This is a genomic window from Azohydromonas australica DSM 1124, assembly GCF_000430725.1.
Classification (GTDB): domain Bacteria; phylum Pseudomonadota; class Gammaproteobacteria; order Burkholderiales; family Burkholderiaceae_C; genus Azohydromonas; species Azohydromonas australica.
Genome location: NZ_AUMO01000023.1, coordinates 21,134 through 42,642 on the forward strand (window position 1 = coordinate 21,134; position 21,509 = coordinate 42,642).

A 21,509-nucleotide genomic window follows, 5' to 3' on the forward strand; every position below is an offset into this window, starting at 1 on the left:
AACCCGGCATTGCACGGGAGACCGGCGCAGGACGGCAGGGCCAGCACCGCAGCCAGGAACCCCACGGGCTCCAGCGGTGGGTCCATCGAGCAGGCGGGGCGGCATGGCCTGCCTGAACGTCTGCACAAACCGGCGCAGTCGCGCCGGGTCGTAGCGCGCATGCGCTGCGGGTGCTCGCCGCGCGCTGAACCGGCGCTCTTGCGCCGTCCTCGCAAGTTACCCCCTGCCGCTGTGGACAACCCTGTGGCGTACCTGCCCGCGGCGCAGCCAAGTCATTGATCCATCAGGCGCCACGCAACGCTGCCTCAAAAACAGGCAGTTTCGCCCTAGCCTTCCCGAAAGGGAATGTGCGGGGCTACACCATGCGCCATGGGCGGCGCTGCGGCACCGCCACGCAGCTCCGGCTCAGCGCAGCGACCGGGCGGTGGCCGGGGCCGCTATCGCCGCCACGTGGTCCTCGCCTGCGACGCCTATGGCCGCCAGTCCGACGGCCGACACGATGGCCAGCGCCAGCGTCACTGCAGCAACCGCACCATGCTTGCCCTTGCTCAATTGCAGCCTCCTTGTACGTCGTCGTCCTGGGCACCAACGCAAGTTCCGCTGGTTGCGCTGGCACCCTTGCCGGTTCAACGGATTGCCCGGCCGGCGCGTTGACGCTGCTTGCGTTGGTCCCGCTTCAGCACTGCTGGCGCGGCATGCACAAGACCACCGGCCGTCCACCCGTGAACCGCTCGCGCAGGACGCGGACCTCGCGTCGCAGCTGCGCCAGCGTCAGCTGCCCTCGCATGGCCAACCACTCCAGCTCGGCAAACGCCCTCGCGTACTCGGGATGGGTCCGATCAGCGCGGACGCTGGCAGTGTGGAGGTTGTTCATCGTCGGTGCGGATGAGGTGGCAGAGCTTGGCGAGAAGCCGTCCCGGGTCCATGAGCCGCTGCCGCGCCAGCCATGGCACCCCCTGGCACGGTGGAGCGTTGTCGAGAGCGGCGCCAGCAGCGGGCCTGAAAGCATCGTAGGGGGACGGGCCGTGCGCTGCCGTGCTGACTTGCCCTGTCGGGGTTGCCCCGCTCGGGCCTTCCCCAGGCCCCTGGGCACCATGGCCCGCCCCATGCAGTGCACGCGCACCCATCCCGGGCGCCGTGCCTGACGTCACGATGGGCGCGATCGTGCCGGCGTGCTGCGACCCGCGCTGGCATCCGGGTCCGACGGGACGAACCCGAGCGCGTGCCAGCGACGGAGCGCGCTCCCGGGCACCGAAGCCCCCGTTGCGCAGCCCTCAGCGCGCAGGCACCGCCGCGGCGGGGCGGGTGTCCACCGCCAGGCAGCAGGCGGCCGTTGCCAGCGCCAGCAGGATGTGCAGGACGTACAGCCCCGAGAAGTCGCCGCGCTGCACGCCGGCGTGGCCCACCAGCAGCACCGTCAGCGCCACGCCGATCACGGAGCCGACCTGGCGCGTGGCCTGGTTCACCGCGTTGCCCACGGCGTAGTGGCCGCTGGGCAGCCGGCTCACCGCGGCGGCCGTGAGCGAAGGCAGCACCATGCCCACGCCCAGGCCGCTGAGCAGCAGTCCCGGCAGCCATTGCGTCAGGTACGCCGGCTCCAGGCCCGGCACCGTGAGGAACCACGCGCCGCTGAGCGCATAGAGCAGTGCGCCGCCGGCCAGGAAGGGCCGGTGGCCCAGCCGCGCGGCCAGCCGCCCGGTGACGATGGCCGTGGGCATCACCAGCAGCGGCCCCGGCGTGATGGCCAGCCCGGCACGCGGCAGCGGGTAGTGCCACAGCGCGGTGAGGTAGAAGAACACCCCGAAGAACATCAGCGCGAAGGCCGCGCCGAAGGCCAGCGTCGCCACGTTGACCCAGCGGTAGGTGCGGTGGTGAAAGAGCGCCAGGTCCACCAGCGGCGCCGGCGTGTGGCGCGCCCAGGCCACGAAGCCCGCCAGCGATGCCAGCCCCACGCCGATGGCCGCCGCCACGTCGGCATGGCTCCACGTGGGCGCATCAGCCTGCACGATGCCCAGCGCCACGGCGCCGACGGCCACGATCAGCAGCGCCATGCCCACGCCGTCCAGCCGCTGCTGCCCCGGCCGGCGCGGCGACTCCGCGATGAGCCGGGCGCCGCGCCACAGCGCCAGCGCGCCCAGCGGCAGGTTCAGGTAGAAGGCCCAGGGCCAGCCCACGCCGTCGATGACCAGCGAGCCCAGGCTCGGCCCCACCGCCGCCGCCAGCGCGCCCACCGCGCCCCACAGGCTTACCACCACGGCGCGCCTGTCCTGCGGGAAGGCCGCCAGCACGATGGACAGCGACGCGGGCGTGAGCAGCGCTGCGCCCACCGCCTGCAGCACCCGCGCGGCCACCAGCCACCACACGCTCGCAGCCAGGCCGCACGCCGCCGAGGCAGCCAGGAACAGCGTGACGCCGAGCATGAAGATGCGCTTGCGCCCGTGCGCGTCGGCCAGCCCGCCGGCCGGGATCAGCATGGCGGCGAAGACCACGGTGTAGGCGTTGAGCACCCACGACAGCTCGGCCGGCGAGGCGCCGGCGAAGGCCACGCGCAGCGCCGGGAAGGCCGCAAAGAGCATCGTGGTGTCCAGCGACACCAGGAACACGGCAATGCTCGCCACCCAGAACACCGGCCAGGGTGCCGCGGCGCGGGTGGCCGGGGGTGGGTGGACGAGCGGGGCGGGCTGGGTACGGGCGGTCATGGCGATCCTTCGGATAGCTGGAATGCGCGGGGACGCGGGCCTCAGCGCGGCTGCAGATAGATGCCGGGCTCGGCCGAGAGCCCCTGCTTGACCGCACGTGTGAGGTCGTCGGCCAACACTTCCTCGGCGCCGGCCTCCAGGGCGTCGAAGGCGCGACGCACGATGTCGTCGGCGCTGGACTTCGGCGCCTCGATGGCATGGGTCATGTCGGTGTCCACGAAACCCATGTGCAGCCCGAGCACCTGCGTGCCTTGCGCGCGCAGCTCGTGGCGCAGGCCGTTGGTCAGCGCCCAGGCCGCGGCCTTGGTCGCACCGTAGACGGCCAGGTCCATGCCGTGCACCCAGCTGGCCACGGACAGCACGTTGAGCAGCGCGCCGCCACCACTGGCCGCCAGCACCGGCGCGAAGGCCCGGCTCAGCCGCAGCGGACCGAAGTAGTTGACCTCCATCTGCCGGCGCGCCGACGCCTCGCCGTCTTCGGCCAGGAAGGTCCCGAGCTCGGCGATGCCGGCGTTGTTGATCAGCAGCGTGACGTCGCCATGCCGCTGCGCTGCGGCGGCCACGTCCTCGGGCCGCGTCACGTCCAAACGCACAGGCTCGACGCCAGGCAGCGTCACGCTGTGCGGGTCGCGCGCGCCGGCGAGCACGCGGCGCGCACCGCGCGCGAGCGCATGCCGGGCGAAGGCGAGGCCGAGGCCGCGGTTGGCGCCGGTGATGAGGACGGTGGCGTTGTCGAGCTTCATGGCAGGTCCTTGGGACGAAAGGGAAAAGCACCCATTTATATGATGATCGTCATATTTCGGGGCAGCCGATGGACGCCACCGGCGGTGGTGGCGGGAAAGGGTTTCAGCTCATGGCGTCTGCCGAGGGCGTGGTGGCATCGAACTGGGTCAGCAGCGCCTGGCGGGTACGCGTCAGCAGGGCCTTGCCCTGCGCGTTGTCGCCCAGGGCGCGCGCGAGCTGCAGCGCGCCCACCAGCTGGCTGGCGACGGCCTCGGCGCTGCCCCTGGGCGCTGCGGCGGGCAGCGCCTGCTGCACCAGGGCGACGAGGGCGTGCACGCGCTGAGCCGCGGCCTCGCGTACCTGGGGTGCCTGGTGCGGCATCTCGCTGGCCAGCGCGGCCACCGGGCAGCCCTGCTCGGTGGCACGCAGGTGGACCTCGGACAGGTAGCTCTCCACCAGCGCGCGCAGGGGACTGGCGCCGCGCGAGCGGCGAGGTGCCGTCGCCTGGGCCATGCGCGCGGCGCTGTCGCGCCCGGCGCGCTCCAGTGCCTCCACCAGCAGCGCGTCGCGCGAGTCGAAGTGCGCGTAGAAGCCGCCGTGCGTTAGGCCGGCCTCCCTCATGATGTCGGCCACGCCCACGCCCTGGAAGCCGGCACGGCGGATGGCGCGCGCGGCCGTCTCGACGATGCGCTCGTGGGTCAGTTCCTTGCGGCTGGGCTGGCGGTCCATGGCGGCAGTGTAGCGCCAAATATGATGATTATCATATTCCTGCGCATTGCAAGGGCAAGGAGTGGCCTGCGCACCGGCGATGCCCAGCCTGCGCAGCCCTGGACAGGCGTCGTGGCGACCCGGCGCTACCTGGAGGATGGGACGGGGCGACGACGCCCGGGAAGATGAGCCACGACGGCGTCGGCGCTGGGGTCCGACGCCAGGGTGTCGAACCAGCCGTGCAACGCGTTCACCCACCCGGCGTCCCGGCTGTAGTAGGTGAGCTCGCCCCCCGCCGGGATGTCGCGGTAGCCCACCAGGACGCGGCCCGGCGCGGCATCTCGCAGCCGCGCCGGCAGGTCGGCAACGAGCGGGTGTGATGACGGGGACGCGACGTCGCCGAGCAGGAAGGCATTGCGGATGTCACGCAGCCGCCGGCGCACGAGCCGTACCTTCATCTCGTCGGCCGCATCCTTGGCAACGACCCGCTGGATGCCGCCGCTCTCAGACTCGGTGAACATCCGGATCGTGGACGGGGAAGCCTCTGCAGCACCGGCGGCCCCGGGCAGGGCCACGTCGGCGATGCGCGCGGCGACGGCTTCCTGGCTCCATGTCGGCGCACCGCAAGCGCCGGCAAGCAGCACAACCATGGCGAGGCGGGGTTGGACCATCGGCGTGTCTCCCTTGGCTGTCTTCTTGTCGCGCCACGACGGCGCTGTCCGCGCAACATGCCATGGTCTGTGCTTCCACCCCATCCGGGCCAACCATGTGGCGTCGCACGCCGCGAAACCGCATGTGCCCGGCCGCCGCCTCAGCATCGCGACGCTGCCGCCTGTGGCGCGCGGTCGGCCGCACCCGCGGCCGCCTGCAGTCCCGAGACATCGGGAAAGCGCAAGCGCCACTTCGAGAGCCGCGGCCGTAGCATGGCTCCCGGGCGGCCAGAGCGGGCGTTTGCTCCCTTCCTGCGCGGTGCAGTGCCCGCTTGCCGGCTGCCCAACCCGTCACCGCTCGCGCTGGATCACGCAGGCGGTCCAACCGGGACGGCGCAAGGCCCGAGCCAGCAGGCCGAGATGCAACAGCTCTGTCTCGAACGGTCAGGCCTGCATGCCGTTCACGGCTTGCCATGCCGCGCGGCTCGCTGCAGCTCGATGGGCTTCAATCGTTCGCGTTGCCGTCAGCGCCCGCCGCGGTCGCTGACCCGAATTCGGCAAACAGCCTGAGGGCATCGCTCCAGCCGCATTCGGCCTCGAACCGTTGCAGCGCCTCGATGGAGCTTTCGCCACCGTAGGCGAGCTCGGACTGGGACGCGCCGGCACCTGCTTGGGATTCGTCAGAAGGAGGAGACATCGCCGTTTCCTTTTCGAATCCGGACAACCGCATATCGTCCGGTCTGCGGCCCACGTTACAGCCAAGTGGCACGGCCTGGACTCGGGGCCTTCTCCACCTCCCCCCTGGTGCGGGCCGGCGGTGCGTCCAAAGTCACGCTTCGCTCCTGCGCCGGTTTGTCGGGCTGCGCTTGTGCGCCGCTGGGCAACCTGGTCCCGGTGTTGCGTCGACCAGGTGCCAGGAAAGGGATGGGCAATGGCCGCACACCCGCCACGAAAGGTACGGTGTCGGCCCACCCTCAGTAATGGATGCTGCACGGCGCCCCGCCACCCACCGCGATCGCGTCGCCGTTGATGGCCCGGGACCTGGGCGAGCACAGGAAGGCGACCACGTCGGCCACCTCGCTGGCGCGCCCGAGGACTCGCTGCAGCAGCACTTGCGCGACCTCTTTCGCATGACGCAAAAGCGCATGCTCGCGCCGCTGCCGTATTGGCACTGGATCCGTTTCGCCGAGGACCGGCGCTTCGAGCTGGACATGCGGCAGGTCCATGCCGCCATCGACGGCTTCATCGCCCAGGCACGCGCAGGCCTGGAACGGCAGCCCGAGCTGCGCCGGCAGCCGGCCAACCTGCTGCAGGCGCTGGTGGTCGCGCGCGACCAGTCGGGCAGCGGCTTCAGCGACGAGGACCTGCGAGGCAACGTGCTGACGATGCTGCTGGCCGGCGAGGACACGACGGCGCAGACCCTGGCCTGGGTGCTGTACCTGCTGCACCGGCAACCGCAGGCAGCGGACCGGGCGCGCGCCGAGGTGGACGAGGCGCTCGATGGCGCAGACATCGCTACCGAGCTGGCACAACTGGAGCAGCTGGACTTCGTCGAGGCCTGTATTGCCGAGGCGATGCGGCTGTACCCGGTCGGCCCCGTGATCGCCCTGGAGACGCGCCGCGACACGGTGGTGGCCGGCGTGGCCCTGCCGCGAGGCACGGGCGTGATGCTGGAAACCCGTGCGGCGGGACCGGATGCGGCGCACTTCGAACAGCCCGAGGCGTTCCTACCCGAGCACTGGCTGCCCGGTCAGTGGAGCCGGCAGCTGGCATCGACGCGGCGTGCGGTCATGCCCTTTGGCGCCGGCACGCGCATCTGCCCTGGGCGCTACCTGTCGCTGGTGGAGATGAAGATGCTGCTGGCCATGCTGCTGCGCCACTTCGAGCTGGAGGAGGTATGTGGTCCGGGCGGCGCGCCCGTGCGCGAGCTCTATGCGTTCAGCATGCGCCCTGCCGGGCTGAAAGCAGCGCTGCGGCTGCGCCGTGATCACTGAACCAGGACGGCGCCGCGTCTCGCGGTACCAGCGAAGAGGCTGCTGGGTGCTACAACATCGGCTTGCCGAGCGGCTGCCCGGCAGAGCCAGCAATCGGGCCGGGACACGCACCGTGCTCGAGCGCATCCAGCTGACCTTGGTGCAACTTTCGAACGCACGTGTGATGGACGAGACCGAGCTCCAACTCGCCCGCGGCTTCTTCGATGCCTACAACGGTTGCTTCCTGCGTCGTGACCTCGACGCCCTGCGCCGGCTCCACGTGGACGGGGGCACCTTCGTCTACTTCGACAACCACTCGGGCTGCGACTCGCTGAACCTAGAGGATCACTTCGCCAAGGTGGGTTGGTTCCTCGCGACCGGCGACATCGTCGGGCTGGATACCGAGATCCTCGCCTGCAGCATTCACGGCGAGGCCGCCGCTGTAGTGGGCCGGGTGCGCTACCGGCGTGACAAACCGGGACCCGCCGTCCGGGTCTCGGTGTTCCTGGAGCGCCACAGCGGCGCCTGGAAGGCGCAACATCTGCACTGGTCCGCCGATCCAAACGACAGCGGCGCCTGAACTCCTGGTCCCCCGGTGCTGCGCCCCGCGGTCTCCGTCCTGGCTCCGCGGGAGCGGCTTGCCGCGCGACTCACCAACCTCCAGGAGGCTTGCGCTGGCCGAGCGGCAAACGCTCCCCGCTGCGCCCAGGGCCGCACCACGTGTCAGCAGGTGCGCCGCTTTCCGGCGCGAGGCAGCGCGTCGGGCACGCCGATCCAGAGCGGAGTGCCGGCATCATCGAGCTTGACGCGCCCGGTCAACGCCGTGGGGTGAGACAGGCTCCATGCCGTGATCGCCAGAACCGTCGCCGGGGGCGCAGCATGCGGGTCTTGCCCCGGCCGCACTCGCCTGGCCAGGTACATCAGCACCAGGGTCGCATCGTGGTCTTCGCCAACGGCGCATTGCGCGCTGGAGTCCATCTCCGCGAGCTCCTTGGCCTTGTCGTGCTCTGGCAGCTCGACATCGATGACCGGCCTTTCCAGGCCGGCTGCCAGGTCCGCGGTGCGGAACACCAGCCAGCGGCTGGGGAAGTTGCGCAGGCACACACCGGGCGCGCCATAGCGGCGCGACAGCCGGCCGTGGAGGGTCTGGAGCAGCCTTGAGGGTTGCTGGTCGGGCATCGAGGACATGGCGCGGCACTTTGCTACCCGGCCGCGCCACGGGTGAGACGCTGTTTCACACAGCCACACCCGTGACTGGGGTCTCGCGTTGTGGAAGCAACGATGGTGGCACGAGGCCCGGACGTGAGGCCCGAGGCCAGCCGGGCAGGCCCAGAACGGCAAAGCGGCCACTGCACCGGCAGAGCACCTGCGCACGCGCGCTTCAGTCCTTGGGCGAGATGCCGGGCAGGAACTCGATCCCCGTGCACTGCACCAGCTCCCGGTACGTGATGGGCTTGCCCGCCCTCGCCTCGTTCTCGTTCTCAACCCAGTGCACCCAGGCCCGGCGCGTGTCGGCGTCGTAGACCAGCTTGTAGAGCTGCTTGGGCACCCACACCCTGCCCTTGCCGATCACCTGGGCTCCGGCGCTGGGGTACACCGGGCCGGTGAACACGTAGACCGCTCCAGTCGCGCGCTTGACGTAGGCCCGGGTGGCGCCCTCGATGCCTGCCCAGGTCTTGCGGTTGTTCTCCGGCGCCTGCGGAACCATGTTGGCCAGGCTGAAGCTTTGCGCCATCGCCTGAGCGGTAGGCATGTCGGCCGCTGGCGCCATGTGGCCGCGGTCGAAGCCCGAGCCCTTGTAGTCGTCCAGCGTGGCGCACTCGGCACTGGGCAGTCGCGCGTCGGTGAAAAATTTGTTCGTGCGCTCCTCGTCGCTGGCATCGGCCAACTGCGCTGCAGTGAGCCGTTCGACGACAAAGATGGGCGTTTTCGAACGACCCGAGTGAAGCACGGCAAAGGCGTCGTAGCAGAGGTCGCGGGGCACCCTGGCCTACAGGTCGGGCACACGCGGCAGCTCGCCCGGGAAGAACTTCCGGCACCCCTTGAAGCCGGTGACGGGCTCGGCCTTGGGCGCTGCAGTGATGGGAGGTGCAGATGCCGTGCCTGGCGTCTTCGGCTGGGTGATACGGGTGTCGCAGCCGGAAAGCGCGACAGCAGCAAGCAGGGCCGCCGCAAGCAGGTTCGTTCTCATGGCGCTCAACTAGACATGCCGCTGCGCCAGCCAGCGACGGCGGCACGCCCGGCAAGGCACGCACCGGCATCCATACTGGCCATGCCGGCTCGGCGCCACCAGGCGCGGCCGTGCATGCCCCAGGTCGCAGGCCGCGTGTCCGGGCTCGTTGCCCTGCTGGCGTGGGGGGCCGCGCGCGGGCACCTGCACGAGGTCACCCGCCTGCGGGGGCGCTTGCCGTGCTGCGGTTCGTCTACCAGGTCCACCGCGGTGGTGGTGGACTGGCTGGTGTGTGGCCGCGTGTTGACGCCGCTGCAGATGGCCGGGGTGGCGTTGATCGGCGCGGCACCGTGGACCCTGCCTGCGCCGCCAGGAGCGACAGGCGGCGGCAGGCCGGTCGCGGGCCGACTGGCAGCGAGGTGAGGAAAAGCAAGGGCCTGGGGTCAGCAGTCCACTGCGCCGCGGTACCGTCGGCAGTGAGGAAGGCCCGACCGGCACGCGTTGCGCAGGACCTGCAGCGAGTGCGCACGGCACCGGGCCCGGCCCGCCTCGTGCGCTTCACTGCCGGCGCGATAGCCAGCGTGCTGCCGCGACAGCCAACTCTCGCTCGTGGTCGCCTTCGCAATTGACCGCCGGATCGGCCAGATGCTTCGCCAGCGACTATCCGTCGGGCCTGCGCGCGATCCACCAGGCCGCGGCCGCCTCGGCAACCGCCTGGAGCACCGCGGCGTCCGTGCCGCCGGCGCTGCCTGGATGCTGCCGCCCGAAGGCCGCGTCAAGCATCATCTTCACCGGGCTCTGAGGCATGCCTGGTTCCTTTTTCTACTGCACCGGGGCAACAGGCTAGCGCCTGCCTCCCGACCTGGGCCGGATGCCGGCCAGTTCGATGCGCAGGGCCTTCCGGTCGAACTCGGGCGCTATCAGGTCGGGCAGCCACTCCAGGCGGCCATAGAAGGACAGCGCCGCGGCGTAGACGGCGATGCTGACAGTGGCCTCCCCGCCCTCCCTGGTCATGACGGTCGGCACCGAGACGTTGATCTCCGCCGCAAGCACGCGGGTCGAGAGCCCGCGCCGCTGGCGCGCCAGGTGGAGGTTGGCGCCCAACTCCTGCAGCGTTTTGGCGACCGGGGCGGGCAGGTCGTTGGTGAGCTTCGGGGCACGGGGCATTCGTTTTATTTTTTCTTTAGCTGCAATGATGTTCAAATATATTTGAACATTTTTCGCTCCGGGCCATTGCGCTGACCGAGAGATGGGCCGTGCCGCGATAGCGCCGCCGGCGCCGGGAAACCGGCGCTCGGGCCGGCGGCGCGGCTTTGGCGATGCCGACGGCGCCTGCCTCGCGGGCGCGCGCCTCGTGCAGTGCTGCGCCGGCAGTGGCAGCGGCGCCGGCCGGGCACCCGGCTGCCAGTCTGGCCGCCAAGCCGTCCGCGGCCCGCCGGACCAGCGGGACAGGGCAGCGGCGCGGCCCGATCCCGCCTTGCCGTTTCCGACGCAAGCATTCCCCGTGCCGCCGATATCGAAGACGCCCCTTGGCATCCCGACGGCCATAGGTCGTCCCCAACAGTCCAACGCCATGGTCCTCGTCACGCCGGTAGGAGAACTCGGTTGTGTCGTGCAGCATCAACACCAGGCCGTCGCTGATGGCTGCGATGCGCCCCCGTGTGGCTGCGAAGTGACCGGCAAGAATGTCGGTTTCGTTGACCCGCTCGTTGCCGAGAAAGCGGTAGGCTGCCTTGGTGTTGGTCCAGTCCTGGCACACCAGGGAGAAGCTCTGGCCCGGGCCCTGAGCCATCTGCGACATCAGCACTCGCAGTCACCGCCCCAGCCGCACGTCTTGGAAAGCGCTCTCGTCCAGTTCTTGGTCGATTCAGCCACCCTACGTACCTTCGGGTGGCTGGCTCTGCTGCACAGCTTGGGGTGTCACCATCGCAGCCTCCGCCGGACAGAGCTGAAAGGCTGAGACATGGCGCCGAACCCGGGAAGAAAGCAAGCAACGCGTTGCTAACCTCTTGTGGCGGCTGAAAAATCAGTGGGTAAAAGCAAGCTTCACCGCGTGCTTACGTTTCGGGATCGTCACCAGGGCGTCCGACGTGCAGCCTTCGGTGACGGTGTAGCTGGAACTGCTGGGCGCAAGTTCATCGACGTGCCCCATGGGACCGCGCAGAAGAACTGCTTCACCTCGCACGCAGGAGCGCGCCACTCCCGGGCCTGACACCCGCCTCGCGGGCCTGCTGGTCCGCGTGGTAGCTGGAGCGCACCATCGCGCCCACGGCAGCGTGGGTGAAACCCATCTTGTAGGCCTCTGTCTCGAACATCTTGAAGGTGTCCGGGTGCACGTAGCGGCGCACCGGCAGATGGTGGCCGCTGGGTGCGAGGTACTGGCCGAGGGTGAGCATGTCGATACCGTGCACGCGCATGTCGCGCATGACTTCCAGGATTTCCTGGTCCGTCTCGCCCAGGCCGACCATGAGACCGCTCTTGGTCGGCACGCCGGGGACGGCTTCCTTGAAGCGCTGCAGCAGCGTGAGGCTGAACCGGTAGTCGGCGCCCGGGCGCGCTTCCTTGTACAAGCGCGGCACGGTCTCCAGGTTGTGGTTCATCACGTCCGGCGGCGCCACCTTCAGGATGTCCAGTGCCTTGTCCAGGCGGCCGCGGAAGTCGGGCGTCAGCACCTCGATCTGCGTCTGCGGCGAGAGCTCGCGCGTCTTGCGGATGCACTCCACGAAGTGGCCGGCGCCGCCGTCGCGCAAATCGTCGCGGTCCACGCTGGTGATGACCACGTACTTGAGCTTCAAAGCCGCAATTGTCTGCGCCAGGTTCTGCGGCTCGTTGACGTCCAGCGGGTCCGGGCGGCCATGGCCGACGTCGCAGAACGGGCAGCGCCGCGTGCACTTGTCGCCCATGATCATGAGGGTCGCCGTGCCCTTGCCGAAGCACTCGCCGATGTTCGGACAGGAGGCCTCCTCGCATACGGTGTGCAGCTTGTGTTCGCGCAGCGTCTGCTTGATCTCGTAGAAGCGCGTGGTGGGCGACCCCGCCTTCACGCGAATCCACTCCGGCTTCTTGAGCACCTCGGCCGGCACCACCTTGATGGGAATGCGCGAGGTCTTGGCCTGCGCTTTCTGCTTGGCCCTGGGGTCGTAGGGGGAAGGCTGGCTTGCCATGGGTCGGTCTCCGTTTGAAGTGCGGCAGCCGGCGCAAGTCCCGTGCCGCGCAAGGCCGGTTCCAGAGGGCCAGCGCACCTTCCCTTCGCCCGCTCTGGCCAACACCACGCCGGCTCAGCGCGACAGCTGTCGCGCTGTCGCAGGCGCACGCGACAGCTGTCGTGCGTACGGCGAGGCCTGCCGGCCATCGCCGATGGCGCGGACTCGCACGCCCCTCCTCTGAAGTGCCTTGCCGCGAGGCTCCATCCGCCGAGCGCCAACACGTTGGCACGGGCCGTGCAAAAGAGCGCTTGCCTCGCCAACGGCATCGCAGCCGCGATGGCCCATCCCCGAGGCGATGCAGCGCCGCGGCCTCTGAGCGTCGCCCAGCCCGGCGCACCCAAGCCGGGCCCTCTTGTCTCCTCGCTGCGAACCCGCGAGGGTGGGCCGCACGGCTTGGCTGCCGTCACCGCACGCGTGCAATGGCAGCAATTTTTTTGGACTGAATAGACATGAACATGAGCACTGAACCCGTCGATCTTCCCGACGTCGATGTCGTCGTGCTGGGTGGCGGCCCCGGCGGCTACACGGCCGCGTTCCGCGCCGCCGACCTGGGCCGCCAGGTGCTGATCGTCGATGAGGCCCCCACGCTGGGCGGGGTCTGCCTGAACGTGGGCTGCATCCCGTCCAAGGCGCTGTTGCATGCCGCCAAGGTGATCACGGATGCCCAGGCGATGCAGGCCCACGGCATCCGGTTCACGCCGCCGGAGATCGACCTGCCCGCACTGCGCAGCTTCAAGAACGGGGTGGTCGCCAAGCTCACGCGCGGGCTGGCGGGGCTTGCGCGCCAGCGCAAGGTCGGGATGCTGCACGGACGCGCGCGCTTCGCCTCGCCCACCCACTTGCTGGTCGAGACGGTCGAGGGGCCACGCCGCCTGCGCTTTGCCCAGTGCATCGTCGCGGCCGGGTCCTCTCCTATCGTGCCCCCGGGACTGGCCGTGGACGATCCGCGGCTCATGGACTCCACCGGCGCGCTGGCGCTGGCCGATGTGCCCAAGCGGTTGCTGATCGTCGGCGGCGGGATCATCGGGCTGGAAATGGCCACCGTCTACGAGGCGCTCGGCTCGCGCGTGTCCGTGGTCGAGATGGCCGACGGCCTGTTGCCTGGCGCCGACCGCGACCTCGTCAAGGTGCTGGAGACGAGGCTGCGCAAGCGCTGCGAGGCCGTGCTGTGCGCAACACGCGTGCGCGAGATCGAGGCGCGCCCCGAAGGCCTGCGCGTGCATTTCGAGAGCCGCGCCGCACCGGCCGAACCCCAGCTCTACGACCGCGTGCTCCTGGCCATCGGCCGCCGGCCCAATGGCAACGCACTGCAGGTGCAAGCCGCCGGGCTGGAGCTCGACGCCCACGGCTTCATCCCGGTGGACCGGCACTGTTGCACCAGCGTGCCGGGCATCTATGCCATCGGCGACGTCGCCGGTGCGCCGATGCTCGCCCACAAGGCCAGCCGCCAGGGCCGCGTCGCCGCCGAGCACATTGCCGGCCTGGACAGCGCTTTCGACGTGCGCACCATCCCGAGCATCGCCTACACCGACCCCGAGGTGGCATGGATGGGCCTGACGGAGACGCAGGCCCAGGCCGAAGGCACTGCCTACGAGCGCGGCGTGTTCCCCTGGGCCGCCTCTGGTCGCGCGCTGGGTGCGGGCCGCGACGACGGCTTCACGAAGTTGCTGGTCGAGCCCGGCACGGGGCGTGTGCTGGGTGCCGGCATCGTTGGCGTGCATGCCGGCGAGTTGCTGGCCGAAGCGGTGCTGGCGCTGGAGCAGGGCCTGGGCATCGACGAGCTCGCGCACGCGGTGCATGCGCATCCGACGTTGTCCGAGTCGGTAGCCATGGCGGCCGAGATCGTGGACGGCTCCATCACGGACCTGTTCATGCCGCGCAAGTCCCGGCGCTGACATGGTCCCCTGCGTGCTGCTTGCCCGCAGCCAGGGGCACGGCTCGCCCGTGCTCCTGCTGCACGGCCTGTTCGGCGCCGCACACCACTGGCACGACATCGCGCGCCGCATCGAGCACACGAGCATCATGGGACATAGCATGGGCGGCAAGGTGGCGATGGCGCTGCGGGCACCCAACTGTGTCAGCCGGCTGGCGGTGATCGACATCGCGCCGGTCGCCTACCCGGACCGCTACGGCGAGCTGGTCTGTGCTGCCCAGGCGCTGGACGTGCGCACGCCGCGCCGCCGCGGACATGGGCTTCGACGCGCTGTGGGCGCTCGCGCGCGGAAACGCGCCCGCCGCCCGCAAAGTGGCGGGCCGCTATCCCTTCCACAACGAACGCTTCTTTCCGGCGGTGATTCCGCCGTGTACCCGCACGGGTACGGCAGCAGCTGCCATGCCGTCGCGCAGCGCCGCGCCGGCGGCTGCGGCGGGCGCACGCCGTGGTACGCCGGATCGGCTGGCCGGCGACGATCCCGGGATGCAGACACTGGTTAGCCAGGCCAAGCGCTCGGTCGACAGCCAAGTCAGCCTGCTGATCCAAGGTGAGACGGGTGCCGGCAACTGCGCCTCGGTCCCGGAAACCCTGATAGAGAGCAAGCTTTCCGGCTACACGCCGGGCTGCTTCACCGGTGGCAGAAGCAAGGGCATGACGGGCCTGATCGCACAGTCGGACGGCGGCACGCTCTTCCTGGACGAGATCGGCGACATGCCGCTGCATTTGCAGACCCGCTTCCTGCGGGTGCTTTTGAGTCGGTAGTGCTGCCGCCGGGCGCCGACCAGCCCATCGCGGTGAAGCTCAACGTCGTTGCAGCCACGCACCGCGACCTGCGCGTGGCCAGCGATCGGGGACAGTTCCAGGAGGATCTCTACTACCGACTGTCCGGCACGGTCCTGCGGCTGCCGCCGCTGCGCGAGCGCCGGGACATGGCCCTCCTGATGCACTCCATTTCGCCGAGGAGGCCAGCCGCCTCGGCCGCACGTGCAGTCTGACGCCACAAGCTCTCGCTCTGCTCACGAGCCACCGCTGGCCCGGCAACGTCCCCGAGCTGCGCGACGCGCTGCGTTACGCATTGGCGCTGGCGGGCGACGCGCCGGTGACCCCGGATGATCTACCCGCCGAGATCGGCCGCGAGAGCGGCGGCATGACGGTGCGGTTCCTCGCCTCCGAGCGCGACGCGGAACTGGGGCAGGAGCTGGGCCTTGACGCCGGGCGCCTGCTGCACGCCTTGCGGCGCCACAAGTGGAACGTCACCGCCACGGCGCAGGAACTGGAGATCTGCCGGGCCACGGTCTACCGGCAGATGAAGCGATACGGGATCACGGCACCCAACCGGCTGTAGCACGGTCGCAAACAAGTGTCGCGCGGTCTGTCGCCGGTTGAGACACCTGTCGCAGGCAAAAGCCGCTTTCCCCTGGCACATCGACTGGCACGGAACCTGCCAAACGGCCTCGCCTCCGCTATCGCACGAGGCAAGAAGCCAATATGTTTGAGGAGACAACCATGAAGAAAATCCAGCGAGCACTGGCAGCGGCTGCGCTTTGCGCTCAGTGCTCCGCACCGGCCCTGGCCGACACGCAGGTGCAGCTCTACGGCATCGTCGACGCCGGCGTGCTGACCCAGTCGAAATCCCGCGCCGGCGGCAGCCTGACACGCGTCGAGACCAGCGGGCTGCGCCAAAGCGTGTGGGGCCTGCGCGGTACCGAGGACCTGGGCAACGGCCTGAAAGCGTTCTTCAACCTCGAGTCGCACTTCGACACGGACACCGGTGCACTGCACGGCACCGGCGACAGCGCCGGCAGCGGAACGATCCTGTTTCGCCGTCAGGCCAACCTCGGCTTGTCTGGCGACTGGGGCTCAGTGACGATCGGGCGCCAGTACGGCCCGGCGTTGCTGGCGCACCTGAACACCGAACCGCGTGCCTTCAAGGAGCAGTTCTCCAACCTCTACGCCTGGGCCTACAACCAGCTCGAAGCCTTGGCCGGCCCGGACGCAGTCAACAGCAACAACGACGTCGGGATCTTCTTCAAGAACGCCATCCAGTACCGCAACACCATCGGCCCGGTGAGCTTCGGCGTGCTCTACTCACCTGGCGAACAGCCGGGCCATGGCTCACGCAACAGTGCCTATGCAGTGGGTGCGGCCTACGATGGGCCGGTAGTGCTTTCAGCCTCCTACCAGGCCATGAAGGACCAGGCCAGCGGCAACCGCAACATCGAACAAGCCGGCCTTGGCGGTGCCGTGCCGCTCGGCGCGTTCACGCTGAAGCTGAACTGGTTGCAAGGCAAGAACAGCAACGCCGACGGGTTGCGCACCTCCAAGGTCGACGCCATCGGCGCGGGCGTCGACTGGAAATGGAACCCGCAGAACACGGTGACGCTGGCCTATTACGACAACAAGGACAAGCTCCACTCCGAGGACCATACGCGCAACCTGGTACTCAGCAACGACTACGCGCTGTCCAAGCGAACGACCTTGTACGTGCAGGCTGCCTACGTCGATGCCAAGTCACAGGCCAGCCTGAAAACCAGCATCGTCGCCGACGGCAGTTTCGCCCCTGGCGGGAAGACGACGTTCGTGAACGTCGGCATCAACCAGACCTTCTGACCATGACGGTTGCATGCCTCTGCCAGGAACGCCCATGAACATCGCAACCTTCCGCGCTGCACTGCGCCTCGCCCTTACCTTCGCCTGCGCCACCGCATCGCTGCTCACCGTCCAGGCCCAGGAGGCCGAACCGCCGCTGGGCGTCGATGTGCTCGAAGCCGGCTTCAAGTGGCGTCCCAACTACGTCAGCGACGACATGCTGCGCCACGCCGACAAGGACGCCAACAACTGGCTGCACTACGGCAAGGACTACCAGAACACCCGCTTCAGCCAGCTCACGCAGATCAACGTCGACAACGTGCGCAAGCTGGTACCCAAGTGGAACTTGTCCTTCGGCGTCAACGACGCACAGGACAGCCAGACCACGGTTGTCAACGGACGGGTCTACGTCACGGCCAGCCAGAACAAGGTGTTTGCCCTCGACGGCCCGTCGGGCCGCATGATCTGGAAGTATGAGCGCTCGCTGCCCGGCGACCTGGGCCCGCGGCTGTGCTGCGAAGCCGTCAACCGCGGCGTCGCCGTCTACAAGGACAAGGTCTACATGGCCACGCTCGACAGCCACGTGGTCGCGCTGAATGCGACCAATGGCTCCCTCGAATGGGAAGCCAAGTTGGGCGACTACAAGACCGGCGACATCTACACCTCGATGCCGCTGGTCGCCAAGGGCTTGATTGTCGTGGGCAACTCGGGCGGCGACGTCGGCGGCAACGTCGGCAAGATCACCGCCCTGGATCCTGACAGCGGCAAGATCGTCTGGCAAACCTTCACGCGCCCAATCAGCGCCAGCGATCCTGCCGCAAAGACCTGGGCGGACGATTCGTGGAAGACCGGCGGCGTCTCGGCCTGGCTGACCGGCACCTACGACCCGAAGACCAACCTGATCTTGTGGGGCGCCGGCAACCCGACACCGGACTTCGACGCGAGCGTGCGCAAGGGCGACAACCTGTACAGCAACTCGACACTGGCGCTGGACGCCGATACCGGCAAGCTCCGCTTCCACTTCCAGTACACGCCCAACGACGCCTGGGACTACGACGGTAACAACGAGGTCATACTGGTCGATGACCAGAAAGGCCGCAAGGTCTGGCTACATGCCGATCGCAACGGCCACCTGTATTCCATCGACCGCACCAACGGAAAATGCCAGTGGGTAGTGCCGATAGCACGTGTCAACTGGGTCACGGGCTTCGGCGACAACTGCCGCCCAATCATCAATCCCGAGAAGGTACCGCGCTACGACCGGCCGGTCACGGACGTCGCGCCGGTGCTCGACGGCGGCAAGGAATGGCACCCCGCGGCCTACAGCCCGCTGACTCGCTATGTCTACGTGCCTTTCATCGACAGCTCCATGGATCTGCAGGCGAAGAAGCAGGAATGGAAGCGAGGCGAGTGGTTCTTGTCGTCCAAGGTCTTGAAGGCCAACCCGTACACCGGCGGTGTAAAGGCGTTTGACGCCACCAGCGGTGAGCTGGCGTGGACCCGGCCGCAAAGCACGCCCGCCACGAGCGGCCTGCTGACCACCGCCGGGCGCTTGGTCTTCTCAGGCGATGCCGAGGGTTACTTTTCCGCGATGAAGGACGACACCGGGGAAACGCTGTGGCGCTTCAACGTTGGTACCGGCATCCATGGCAACCCGACCACCTTCACCGCGGACGGCAAGCAGTACGTGGCAATCGTCTACGGCCCGGGGGGCGGCAGCATCTGGCCGCTGGTGTATGACGAGTTGTTCAAACGGCAGAACCGCGGCGGCGGGATGATGGTCTTTGGCCTGTCGGAGTGAACTCATGCACGCTCGCTCCGTACTCGCCATGTGCGGCACGGCGATAGCAATGAGCAGCGGCGTGGCGGCAACGCCGCTGCCGCTGGTCGCCTGCCTGGACAGCGATCATCCGCCGTTTTCATCGGCCACCACGCCGGACCTTGGGCTCGACGTCGACTTGGCTCGCGCCTTGGCGGACAAGCTTGGGCGGCCGCTGCAGCTCGCATGGGTCGATGTGCCGCGTCGCGGCGGCCTGCCCAAAGCCCTGAGGGAGAGCTTCGACAAAGGCCGATGCAACGTCTTCTTCAGCGTGCCTTCCGGCGACGAGTTGCAGCCTTCGCGATGGCGGCAGAGCCGGCCTTATGCCGTCCTGCGCTACATGTGGGCCGCGCCGCCGGCTCGCCCCGCACCGACCAATGCCCTCGTGCGTCAGGCCAGCTCCATTGGAGTCGTGACAGCGACGCCTGCGGACTTGTACCTGCACGTGCAAGGGCTGCCTCGATCGCCCTACCCCAACAACGCCGCCCTGCTTGAAGCACTCGCGCGCGGCGATGTTGCCGCGGCCCTGGTGTGGTCTGCGGCCGTGGCCGGGGCACAGCCGCGCCCGTCCACCAACGGGCGTGGGCCAGACGATCCGACACTGCGCACGGCGATGACGGTGGTGACGCCGGCTGCCGAAGCAGCTCTTGGCACCGCAATCGAGATGGCCATCGCCGAGCTCGATGCCGATGGCACGCTCGCCCGCCTGGCCCACCGCCACGGCTTTCCAACCGAACCTCCACAAGCACCATGAAACCACTTTCTTGGCTCCACGGCTTGCTCCTGCTCGCCACGCTTCATGCCACACCTATGCCAGGACACGCACAGGAGCGCATCAATCCGTTCGCCGGCGATGCGCAGGCAGCCCGCCTCGGTGAAGATCTGTTCGGCCGCAACTGCCAGCAATGTCACAACTCGCGCGGCAAGGGTGGCAAGGGGCCCCAACTCGTCCGCGGCGCGTGGGGACCCGAAGGTGCCAACAGCGATGCCTACATGTTCCAGACCATCACGAACGGCCGCCCAAATACGCAAATGGGCGGCTTCGCCGGTGCGCTGAGCGAAACCGAGATCTGGCAGATCGTGACGTTTCTTCGCGCCGAGAGCCAGCGTGTCAAGGCAGCCGACCGGCAACGTGCGGACGACGTGCCGACCTGGTGAGCATCGGGGCGTGCTGACGTCCCGGCATTTACTAAGGCATGCGCAAGTATTGCCTCATTGGTAAAATGGGGCATGCGTTGCAAGAAGACGATTGATGCGCGCAGCTACCCGCACGACATGCTGGAGCGGCTGCGCCGGGATGCAGTCAAGCGGGTGGAGGAAGGCGAGAGCCCGGAAGTCGTCGCCGCGGGCCTGGGGATCAACCGTCGCACAATCTACCGCTGGTTGCAGGCGTATCAGAGCGGCGGCAGCGATGCGCTGGCAGCCAAGCCCATACCTGGGGCACCGACCAAGCTCAGCGCACAGCAGATGCAGGAGCTGGCGCAGTTGCTGCGCGAGCACACACCACTGGACTTCGACTTCGAGGTGGCGCTGTGGACGCTGGCGATCATCGGCGAGCTGATTCAGTGCCGCTTTGGCGTGAGCTTGAGCGAGAGCGCGCTGGGGCGGATGATGAAGCGGCGTCTGGGTTTTTCACTGCAGCGGTCGCTGTACCGGGCGTGGCAGCAGGATGCCGAGCTGGTGGCGCACTGGCGCGAGCACGAATATCCCAGGATCGCGGCACGCGCCAAGCGCGAAGGAGCGCTGGTGATGTTTGCCGACGAGTCGGGGATTCGGGCAGACCCTCATGCAAGCACGACCTGGGCGCCCAAAGCTCAGACGCCGGTGGTCGAGGCCACCGGCGCGCGATATGGCTTCAACATGCTTTCAGCCATCTCCGCCAAGGGTCACCTGCGCTTCATGACGATCGAAGGCCGGCTCAATGGCGAAGTCTTCTGCGAGTTCCTGCGTCGCCTGATCACGGGCATGGACCGCAAGATCTTCCTGGTGGTGGACGGACACCCCGCACACACCTCCAAGCTGACCAGGCAATTCGTCGAGGACAACGCCGAGCGGCTCGAGTTGTTCTTCCTGCCTGGGTACGCGCCCCAACTCAATCCCGACGAGTTCGTCTGGGGTCACGTGAAGGCCCGCGTGGCCAAAGCGACAGCGCGGACCAAGGACGAGCTCAAGCGAACGGTGTACCGCACCTTGCATCGACTCCAGAAGCTGCCCCGGGTGGTTGCGAGCTTCTTCCACGCACCGACTTGCCGCTACGCCTCAGCCTCAGCATGAGGCTTACTTGCACAGGTGTTAGTAATGCCGAGGAGTTCGCCGTCGTTGCGGCACCTCGGCCGGCGCGCAAGTCCGTCAAGGAACAGTTGGCGCAGGACGATCCCGGGGCATGAACGATTGGGCGGTTTCGCATCAGCGTCCAGACCCGATCGTTTTGACGTGGCCACGAGCCTGTGTCCCCAACAGGGCGGCCCTGCCCTGAACGGACCAGGCTACGTCCAGAGCACGGTCACGCGAGCTGGAACGTCAGCGGTGCTTCTTGCGCCGAGGATTCGACATGGCGAACGGCGCCACCGAGGCATTCGTCGAATTCATGCCAAGGATTGAACCCGTGCGATTGACGTAAAGGGTTTCTCTGTTGCTTGATGCCGCCGCCGGGTTTCCCGAAATTTGTCCCGTCGGCGGGTCCATGGCGTCCCCGTGGAAAAGCCGGCAAGCGTAACCTGGGCTACCGATGCAAGCCATGCAGGTGGGACACCATGGGCACGGATCCGCAGCTGGCCGCCTGGCGCCTGGCCCGCGCCGGCAAGTGGGACCGCTTCGAGCGCTTGCTGCGCCGCTCTGAAGCCGCACGCAACTTCATTCGGACACTGCCGTACCAGATGTACTTCGACGGCTACCAGCGCGCCGAGCACATCGCGCGAGTGATAGACGCCCAAGAAGCGGCAGCCTGTCCGGATAGTAAAGCGCAGGGAGAACCTGTCGGTACGGCAGACCTTTCCATGGAAAAACCACTAAAGCATCTGCACCGCTTCTTCTGACCGA

26 protein-coding genes and 1 pseudogene are annotated in these 21,509 nt (G+C 68.4%); 13 read left to right on the plus strand and 14 right to left on the minus strand.

Going from position 1 to position 21,509, the window contains the following annotated elements; genetic code table 11:
- Positions 1-405: 405 nt before the first annotated feature.
- From H537_RS52185 to H537_RS55315, 7 genes are all read right to left on the minus strand, one after another.
- Entirely contained in the window at positions 406-552 is a 147-nt protein-coding gene (locus H537_RS52185) for a hypothetical protein (protein WP_156901280.1), read from the minus strand.
- Between the two features lie 722 nt (positions 553-1,274).
- Entirely contained in the window at positions 1,275-2,699 is a 1,425-nt protein-coding gene (locus tag H537_RS40450; RefSeq protein ID WP_051241528.1) for an MFS transporter, read from the minus strand.
- A gap of 41 nt (positions 2,700-2,740) precedes the next feature.
- Positions 2,741-3,442, minus strand: coding sequence for an SDR family oxidoreductase (locus tag H537_RS0101680; protein WP_028996533.1), 702 nt, complete (start codon positions 3,440-3,442; stop codon positions 2,741-2,743).
- A 103-nt stretch (positions 3,443-3,545) separates the two neighbouring features.
- Entirely contained in the window at positions 3,546-4,151 is a 606-nt protein-coding gene (locus H537_RS0101685) for a TetR/AcrR family transcriptional regulator (protein WP_028996534.1), read from the minus strand.
- A gap of 125 nt (positions 4,152-4,276) precedes the next feature.
- The gene (locus tag H537_RS40455; protein ID WP_051241529.1) at positions 4,277-4,801 is read right to left on the minus strand and encodes a hypothetical protein; all 525 of its coding nucleotides are present in this window, start codon (positions 4,799-4,801) and stop codon (positions 4,277-4,279) included.
- A gap of 484 nt (positions 4,802-5,285) precedes the next feature.
- Positions 5,286-5,504, minus strand: a complete 219-nt coding sequence (locus tag H537_RS0101695; RefSeq protein ID WP_156901282.1) for a hypothetical protein — start codon at positions 5,502-5,504, stop codon at positions 5,286-5,288.
- Positions 5,505-5,754: 250 nt separating this feature from the next.
- Positions 5,755-6,006 (minus strand): SDR family oxidoreductase, encoded by a 252-nt coding sequence (locus H537_RS55315; RefSeq protein WP_238446579.1) that lies wholly within the window; start codon positions 6,004-6,006, stop codon positions 5,755-5,757.
- Here H537_RS55315 and H537_RS54290 point away from each other — a divergent pair.
- Positions 5,926-6,774 carry a cytochrome P450 gene (locus H537_RS54290; RefSeq protein WP_238446580.1) on the plus strand — a complete coding sequence of 283 codons (849 nt, stop codon included), beginning with the start codon at positions 5,926-5,928 and terminating at the stop codon, positions 6,772-6,774. The two genes, H537_RS55315 and H537_RS54290, sit on opposite strands and share 81 nt — an antisense overlap.
- Before the next feature lie 112 nt (positions 6,775-6,886).
- The gene (locus H537_RS40465) at positions 6,887-7,333 is read left to right on the plus strand and encodes a Cif family virulence factor (RefSeq protein ID WP_211234952.1); all 447 of its coding nucleotides are present in this window, start codon (positions 6,887-6,889) and stop codon (positions 7,331-7,333) included.
- A gap of 143 nt (positions 7,334-7,476) precedes the next feature.
- Here H537_RS40465 and H537_RS0101710 read toward each other — a convergent pair whose 3' ends face one another.
- The 7 genes from H537_RS0101710 to lipA form a co-directional block, all read right to left on the minus strand.
- Positions 7,477-7,941 (minus strand): hypothetical protein, encoded by a 465-nt coding sequence (locus H537_RS0101710; protein ID WP_028996536.1) that lies wholly within the window; start codon positions 7,939-7,941, stop codon positions 7,477-7,479.
- Positions 7,942-8,134: 193 nt separating this feature from the next.
- A complete protein-coding gene (locus tag H537_RS40470; RefSeq protein ID WP_156901284.1) occupies positions 8,135-8,737 on the minus strand; it encodes a DNA/RNA non-specific endonuclease in 603 nt (200 codons plus the stop codon).
- 6 nt (positions 8,738-8,743) lie between these two features.
- Complete coding sequence (locus tag H537_RS55320; RefSeq protein ID WP_156901286.1) at positions 8,744-8,944, minus strand: hypothetical protein; 201 nt, start codon at positions 8,942-8,944, stop codon at positions 8,744-8,746.
- A 639-nt stretch (positions 8,945-9,583) separates the two neighbouring features.
- On the minus strand, positions 9,584-9,730 hold the full coding sequence (locus H537_RS52200; protein ID WP_156901288.1) for a hypothetical protein: 147 nt from the start codon (positions 9,728-9,730) through the stop codon (positions 9,584-9,586).
- A 36-nt stretch (positions 9,731-9,766) separates the two neighbouring features.
- On the minus strand, positions 9,767-10,126 hold the full coding sequence (locus H537_RS0101730) for a helix-turn-helix domain-containing protein (RefSeq protein WP_156901290.1): 360 nt from the start codon (positions 10,124-10,126) through the stop codon (positions 9,767-9,769).
- Entirely contained in the window at positions 10,107-10,724 is a 618-nt protein-coding gene (locus tag H537_RS50525) for an IS4/Tn5 family transposase DNA-binding protein (protein ID WP_084150297.1), read from the minus strand. The genes H537_RS0101730 and H537_RS50525 overlap by 20 nt, the downstream gene beginning before the upstream one ends.
- 373 nt (positions 10,725-11,097) lie before the next feature.
- The gene (lipA, locus tag H537_RS0101735; RefSeq protein ID WP_028996539.1) at positions 11,098-12,087 is read right to left on the minus strand and encodes a lipoyl synthase; all 990 of its coding nucleotides are present in this window, start codon (positions 12,085-12,087) and stop codon (positions 11,098-11,100) included.
- 497 nt (positions 12,088-12,584) lie between these two features.
- Here lipA and lpdA point away from each other — a divergent pair, with 497 nt between their 5' ends.
- From lpdA to H537_RS0101785, 11 genes and pseudogenes are all read left to right on the plus strand, one after another.
- The gene (gene lpdA, locus H537_RS0101740) at positions 12,585-14,024 is read left to right on the plus strand and encodes a dihydrolipoyl dehydrogenase (RefSeq protein ID WP_028996540.1); all 1,440 of its coding nucleotides are present in this window, start codon (positions 12,585-12,587) and stop codon (positions 14,022-14,024) included.
- 293 nt (positions 14,025-14,317) lie between these two features.
- On the plus strand, positions 14,318-14,824 hold the full coding sequence (locus tag H537_RS56220) for a sigma 54-interacting transcriptional regulator (RefSeq protein ID WP_028996541.1): 507 nt from the start codon (positions 14,318-14,320) through the stop codon (positions 14,822-14,824).
- Positions 14,824-15,057: a sigma 54-interacting transcriptional regulator gene (locus H537_RS56225; RefSeq protein ID WP_028996542.1), complete on the plus strand. Its 234-nt coding sequence runs from the start codon at positions 14,824-14,826 to the stop codon at positions 15,055-15,057. Before H537_RS56220 ends, H537_RS56225 begins: the two co-directional genes overlap by 1 nt.
- Positions 15,054-15,143: pseudogene (locus H537_RS56995) on the plus strand (AAA-type ATPase lid domain-containing protein); the annotation flags it as partial. The gene H537_RS56225 and the pseudogene H537_RS56995, both read left to right, overlap by 4 nt.
- A gap of 18 nt (positions 15,144-15,161) precedes the next feature.
- Positions 15,162-15,407, plus strand: coding sequence for a helix-turn-helix domain-containing protein (locus tag H537_RS54850; protein WP_211234953.1), 246 nt, complete (start codon positions 15,162-15,164; stop codon positions 15,405-15,407).
- Positions 15,408-15,568: 161 nt separating this feature from the next.
- Positions 15,569-16,672 carry a porin gene (locus H537_RS0101760; protein ID WP_051241642.1) on the plus strand — a complete coding sequence of 368 codons (1,104 nt, stop codon included), beginning with the start codon at positions 15,569-15,571 and terminating at the stop codon, positions 16,670-16,672.
- A 34-nt stretch (positions 16,673-16,706) separates the two neighbouring features.
- Entirely contained in the window at positions 16,707-18,452 is a 1,746-nt protein-coding gene (locus H537_RS0101765) for a PQQ-dependent dehydrogenase, methanol/ethanol family (RefSeq protein WP_156901294.1), read from the plus strand.
- 49 nt (positions 18,453-18,501) lie between these two features.
- Complete coding sequence (locus H537_RS0101770; RefSeq protein ID WP_051241534.1) at positions 18,502-19,224, plus strand: substrate-binding periplasmic protein; 723 nt, start codon at positions 18,502-18,504, stop codon at positions 19,222-19,224.
- The gene (locus tag H537_RS40480) at positions 19,221-19,628 is read left to right on the plus strand and encodes a c-type cytochrome (protein ID WP_084150299.1); all 408 of its coding nucleotides are present in this window, start codon (positions 19,221-19,223) and stop codon (positions 19,626-19,628) included. The genes H537_RS0101770 and H537_RS40480 overlap by 4 nt, the downstream gene beginning before the upstream one ends.
- 72 nt (positions 19,629-19,700) lie before the next feature.
- Positions 19,701-20,744 carry an IS630 family transposase gene (locus H537_RS0101780; protein WP_028996547.1) on the plus strand — a complete coding sequence of 348 codons (1,044 nt, stop codon included), beginning with the start codon at positions 19,701-19,703 and terminating at the stop codon, positions 20,742-20,744.
- 479 nt (positions 20,745-21,223) lie between these two features.
- Positions 21,224-21,505 (plus strand): hypothetical protein, encoded by a 282-nt coding sequence (locus tag H537_RS0101785; protein WP_028996548.1) that lies wholly within the window; start codon positions 21,224-21,226, stop codon positions 21,503-21,505.
- The last annotated feature ends 4 nt before the right edge of the window (positions 21,506-21,509 follow it).

Bases quoted from the DNA above. Each gene is read 5' to 3' on its own strand.
- H537_RS40450 (WP_051241528.1), bottom strand. From the start codon at position 2,699: ATGACCGCCCGTACCCAGCCCGCCCCGCTCGTCCACCCACCCCCGGCC.
- H537_RS0101680 (WP_028996533.1), bottom strand. From the start codon at position 3,442: ATGAAGCTCGACAACGCCACCGTCCTCATCACCGGCGCCAACCGCGGC.
- H537_RS0101685 (WP_028996534.1), bottom strand. From the start codon at position 4,151: ATGGACCGCCAGCCCAGCCGCAAGGAACTGACCCACGAGCGCATCGTC.
- H537_RS40455 (WP_051241529.1), bottom strand. From the start codon at position 4,801: ATGGTCCAACCCCGCCTCGCCATGGTTGTGCTGCTTGCCGGCGCTTGC.
- H537_RS54290 (WP_238446580.1), top strand. From the start codon at position 5,926: ATGCTCGCGCCGCTGCCGTATTGGCACTGGATCCGTTTCGCCGAGGAC.
- H537_RS55315 (WP_238446579.1), bottom strand. From the start codon at position 6,006: ATGGACCTGCCGCATGTCCAGCTCGAAGCGCCGGTCCTCGGCGAAACG.
- H537_RS0101710 (WP_028996536.1), bottom strand. From the start codon at position 7,941: ATGTCCTCGATGCCCGACCAGCAACCCTCAAGGCTGCTCCAGACCCTC.
- H537_RS55320 (WP_156901286.1), bottom strand. From the start codon at position 8,944: ATGAGAACGAACCTGCTTGCGGCGGCCCTGCTTGCTGCTGTCGCGCTT.
- H537_RS52200 (WP_156901288.1), bottom strand. From the start codon at position 9,730: ATGCCTCAGAGCCCGGTGAAGATGATGCTTGACGCGGCCTTCGGGCGG.
- H537_RS50525 (WP_084150297.1), bottom strand. From the start codon at position 10,724: ATGTCGCAGATGGCTCAGGGCCCGGGCCAGAGCTTCTCCCTGGTGTGC.
- lipA (WP_028996539.1), bottom strand. From the start codon at position 12,087: ATGGCAAGCCAGCCTTCCCCCTACGACCCCAGGGCCAAGCAGAAAGCG.
- lpdA (WP_028996540.1), top strand. From the start codon at position 12,585: ATGAGCACTGAACCCGTCGATCTTCCCGACGTCGATGTCGTCGTGCTG.
- H537_RS56220 (WP_028996541.1), top strand. From the start codon at position 14,318: ATGGGCTTCGACGCGCTGTGGGCGCTCGCGCGCGGAAACGCGCCCGCC.
- H537_RS0101760 (WP_051241642.1), top strand. From the start codon at position 15,569: ATGAAGAAAATCCAGCGAGCACTGGCAGCGGCTGCGCTTTGCGCTCAG.
- H537_RS0101765 (WP_156901294.1), top strand. From the start codon at position 16,707: ATGAACATCGCAACCTTCCGCGCTGCACTGCGCCTCGCCCTTACCTTC.
- H537_RS0101770 (WP_051241534.1), top strand. From the start codon at position 18,502: ATGAGCAGCGGCGTGGCGGCAACGCCGCTGCCGCTGGTCGCCTGCCTG.
- H537_RS40480 (WP_084150299.1), top strand. From the start codon at position 19,221: ATGAAACCACTTTCTTGGCTCCACGGCTTGCTCCTGCTCGCCACGCTT.
- H537_RS0101780 (WP_028996547.1), top strand. From the start codon at position 19,701: ATGCGTTGCAAGAAGACGATTGATGCGCGCAGCTACCCGCACGACATG.
- H537_RS0101785 (WP_028996548.1), top strand. From the start codon at position 21,224: ATGGGCACGGATCCGCAGCTGGCCGCCTGGCGCCTGGCCCGCGCCGGC.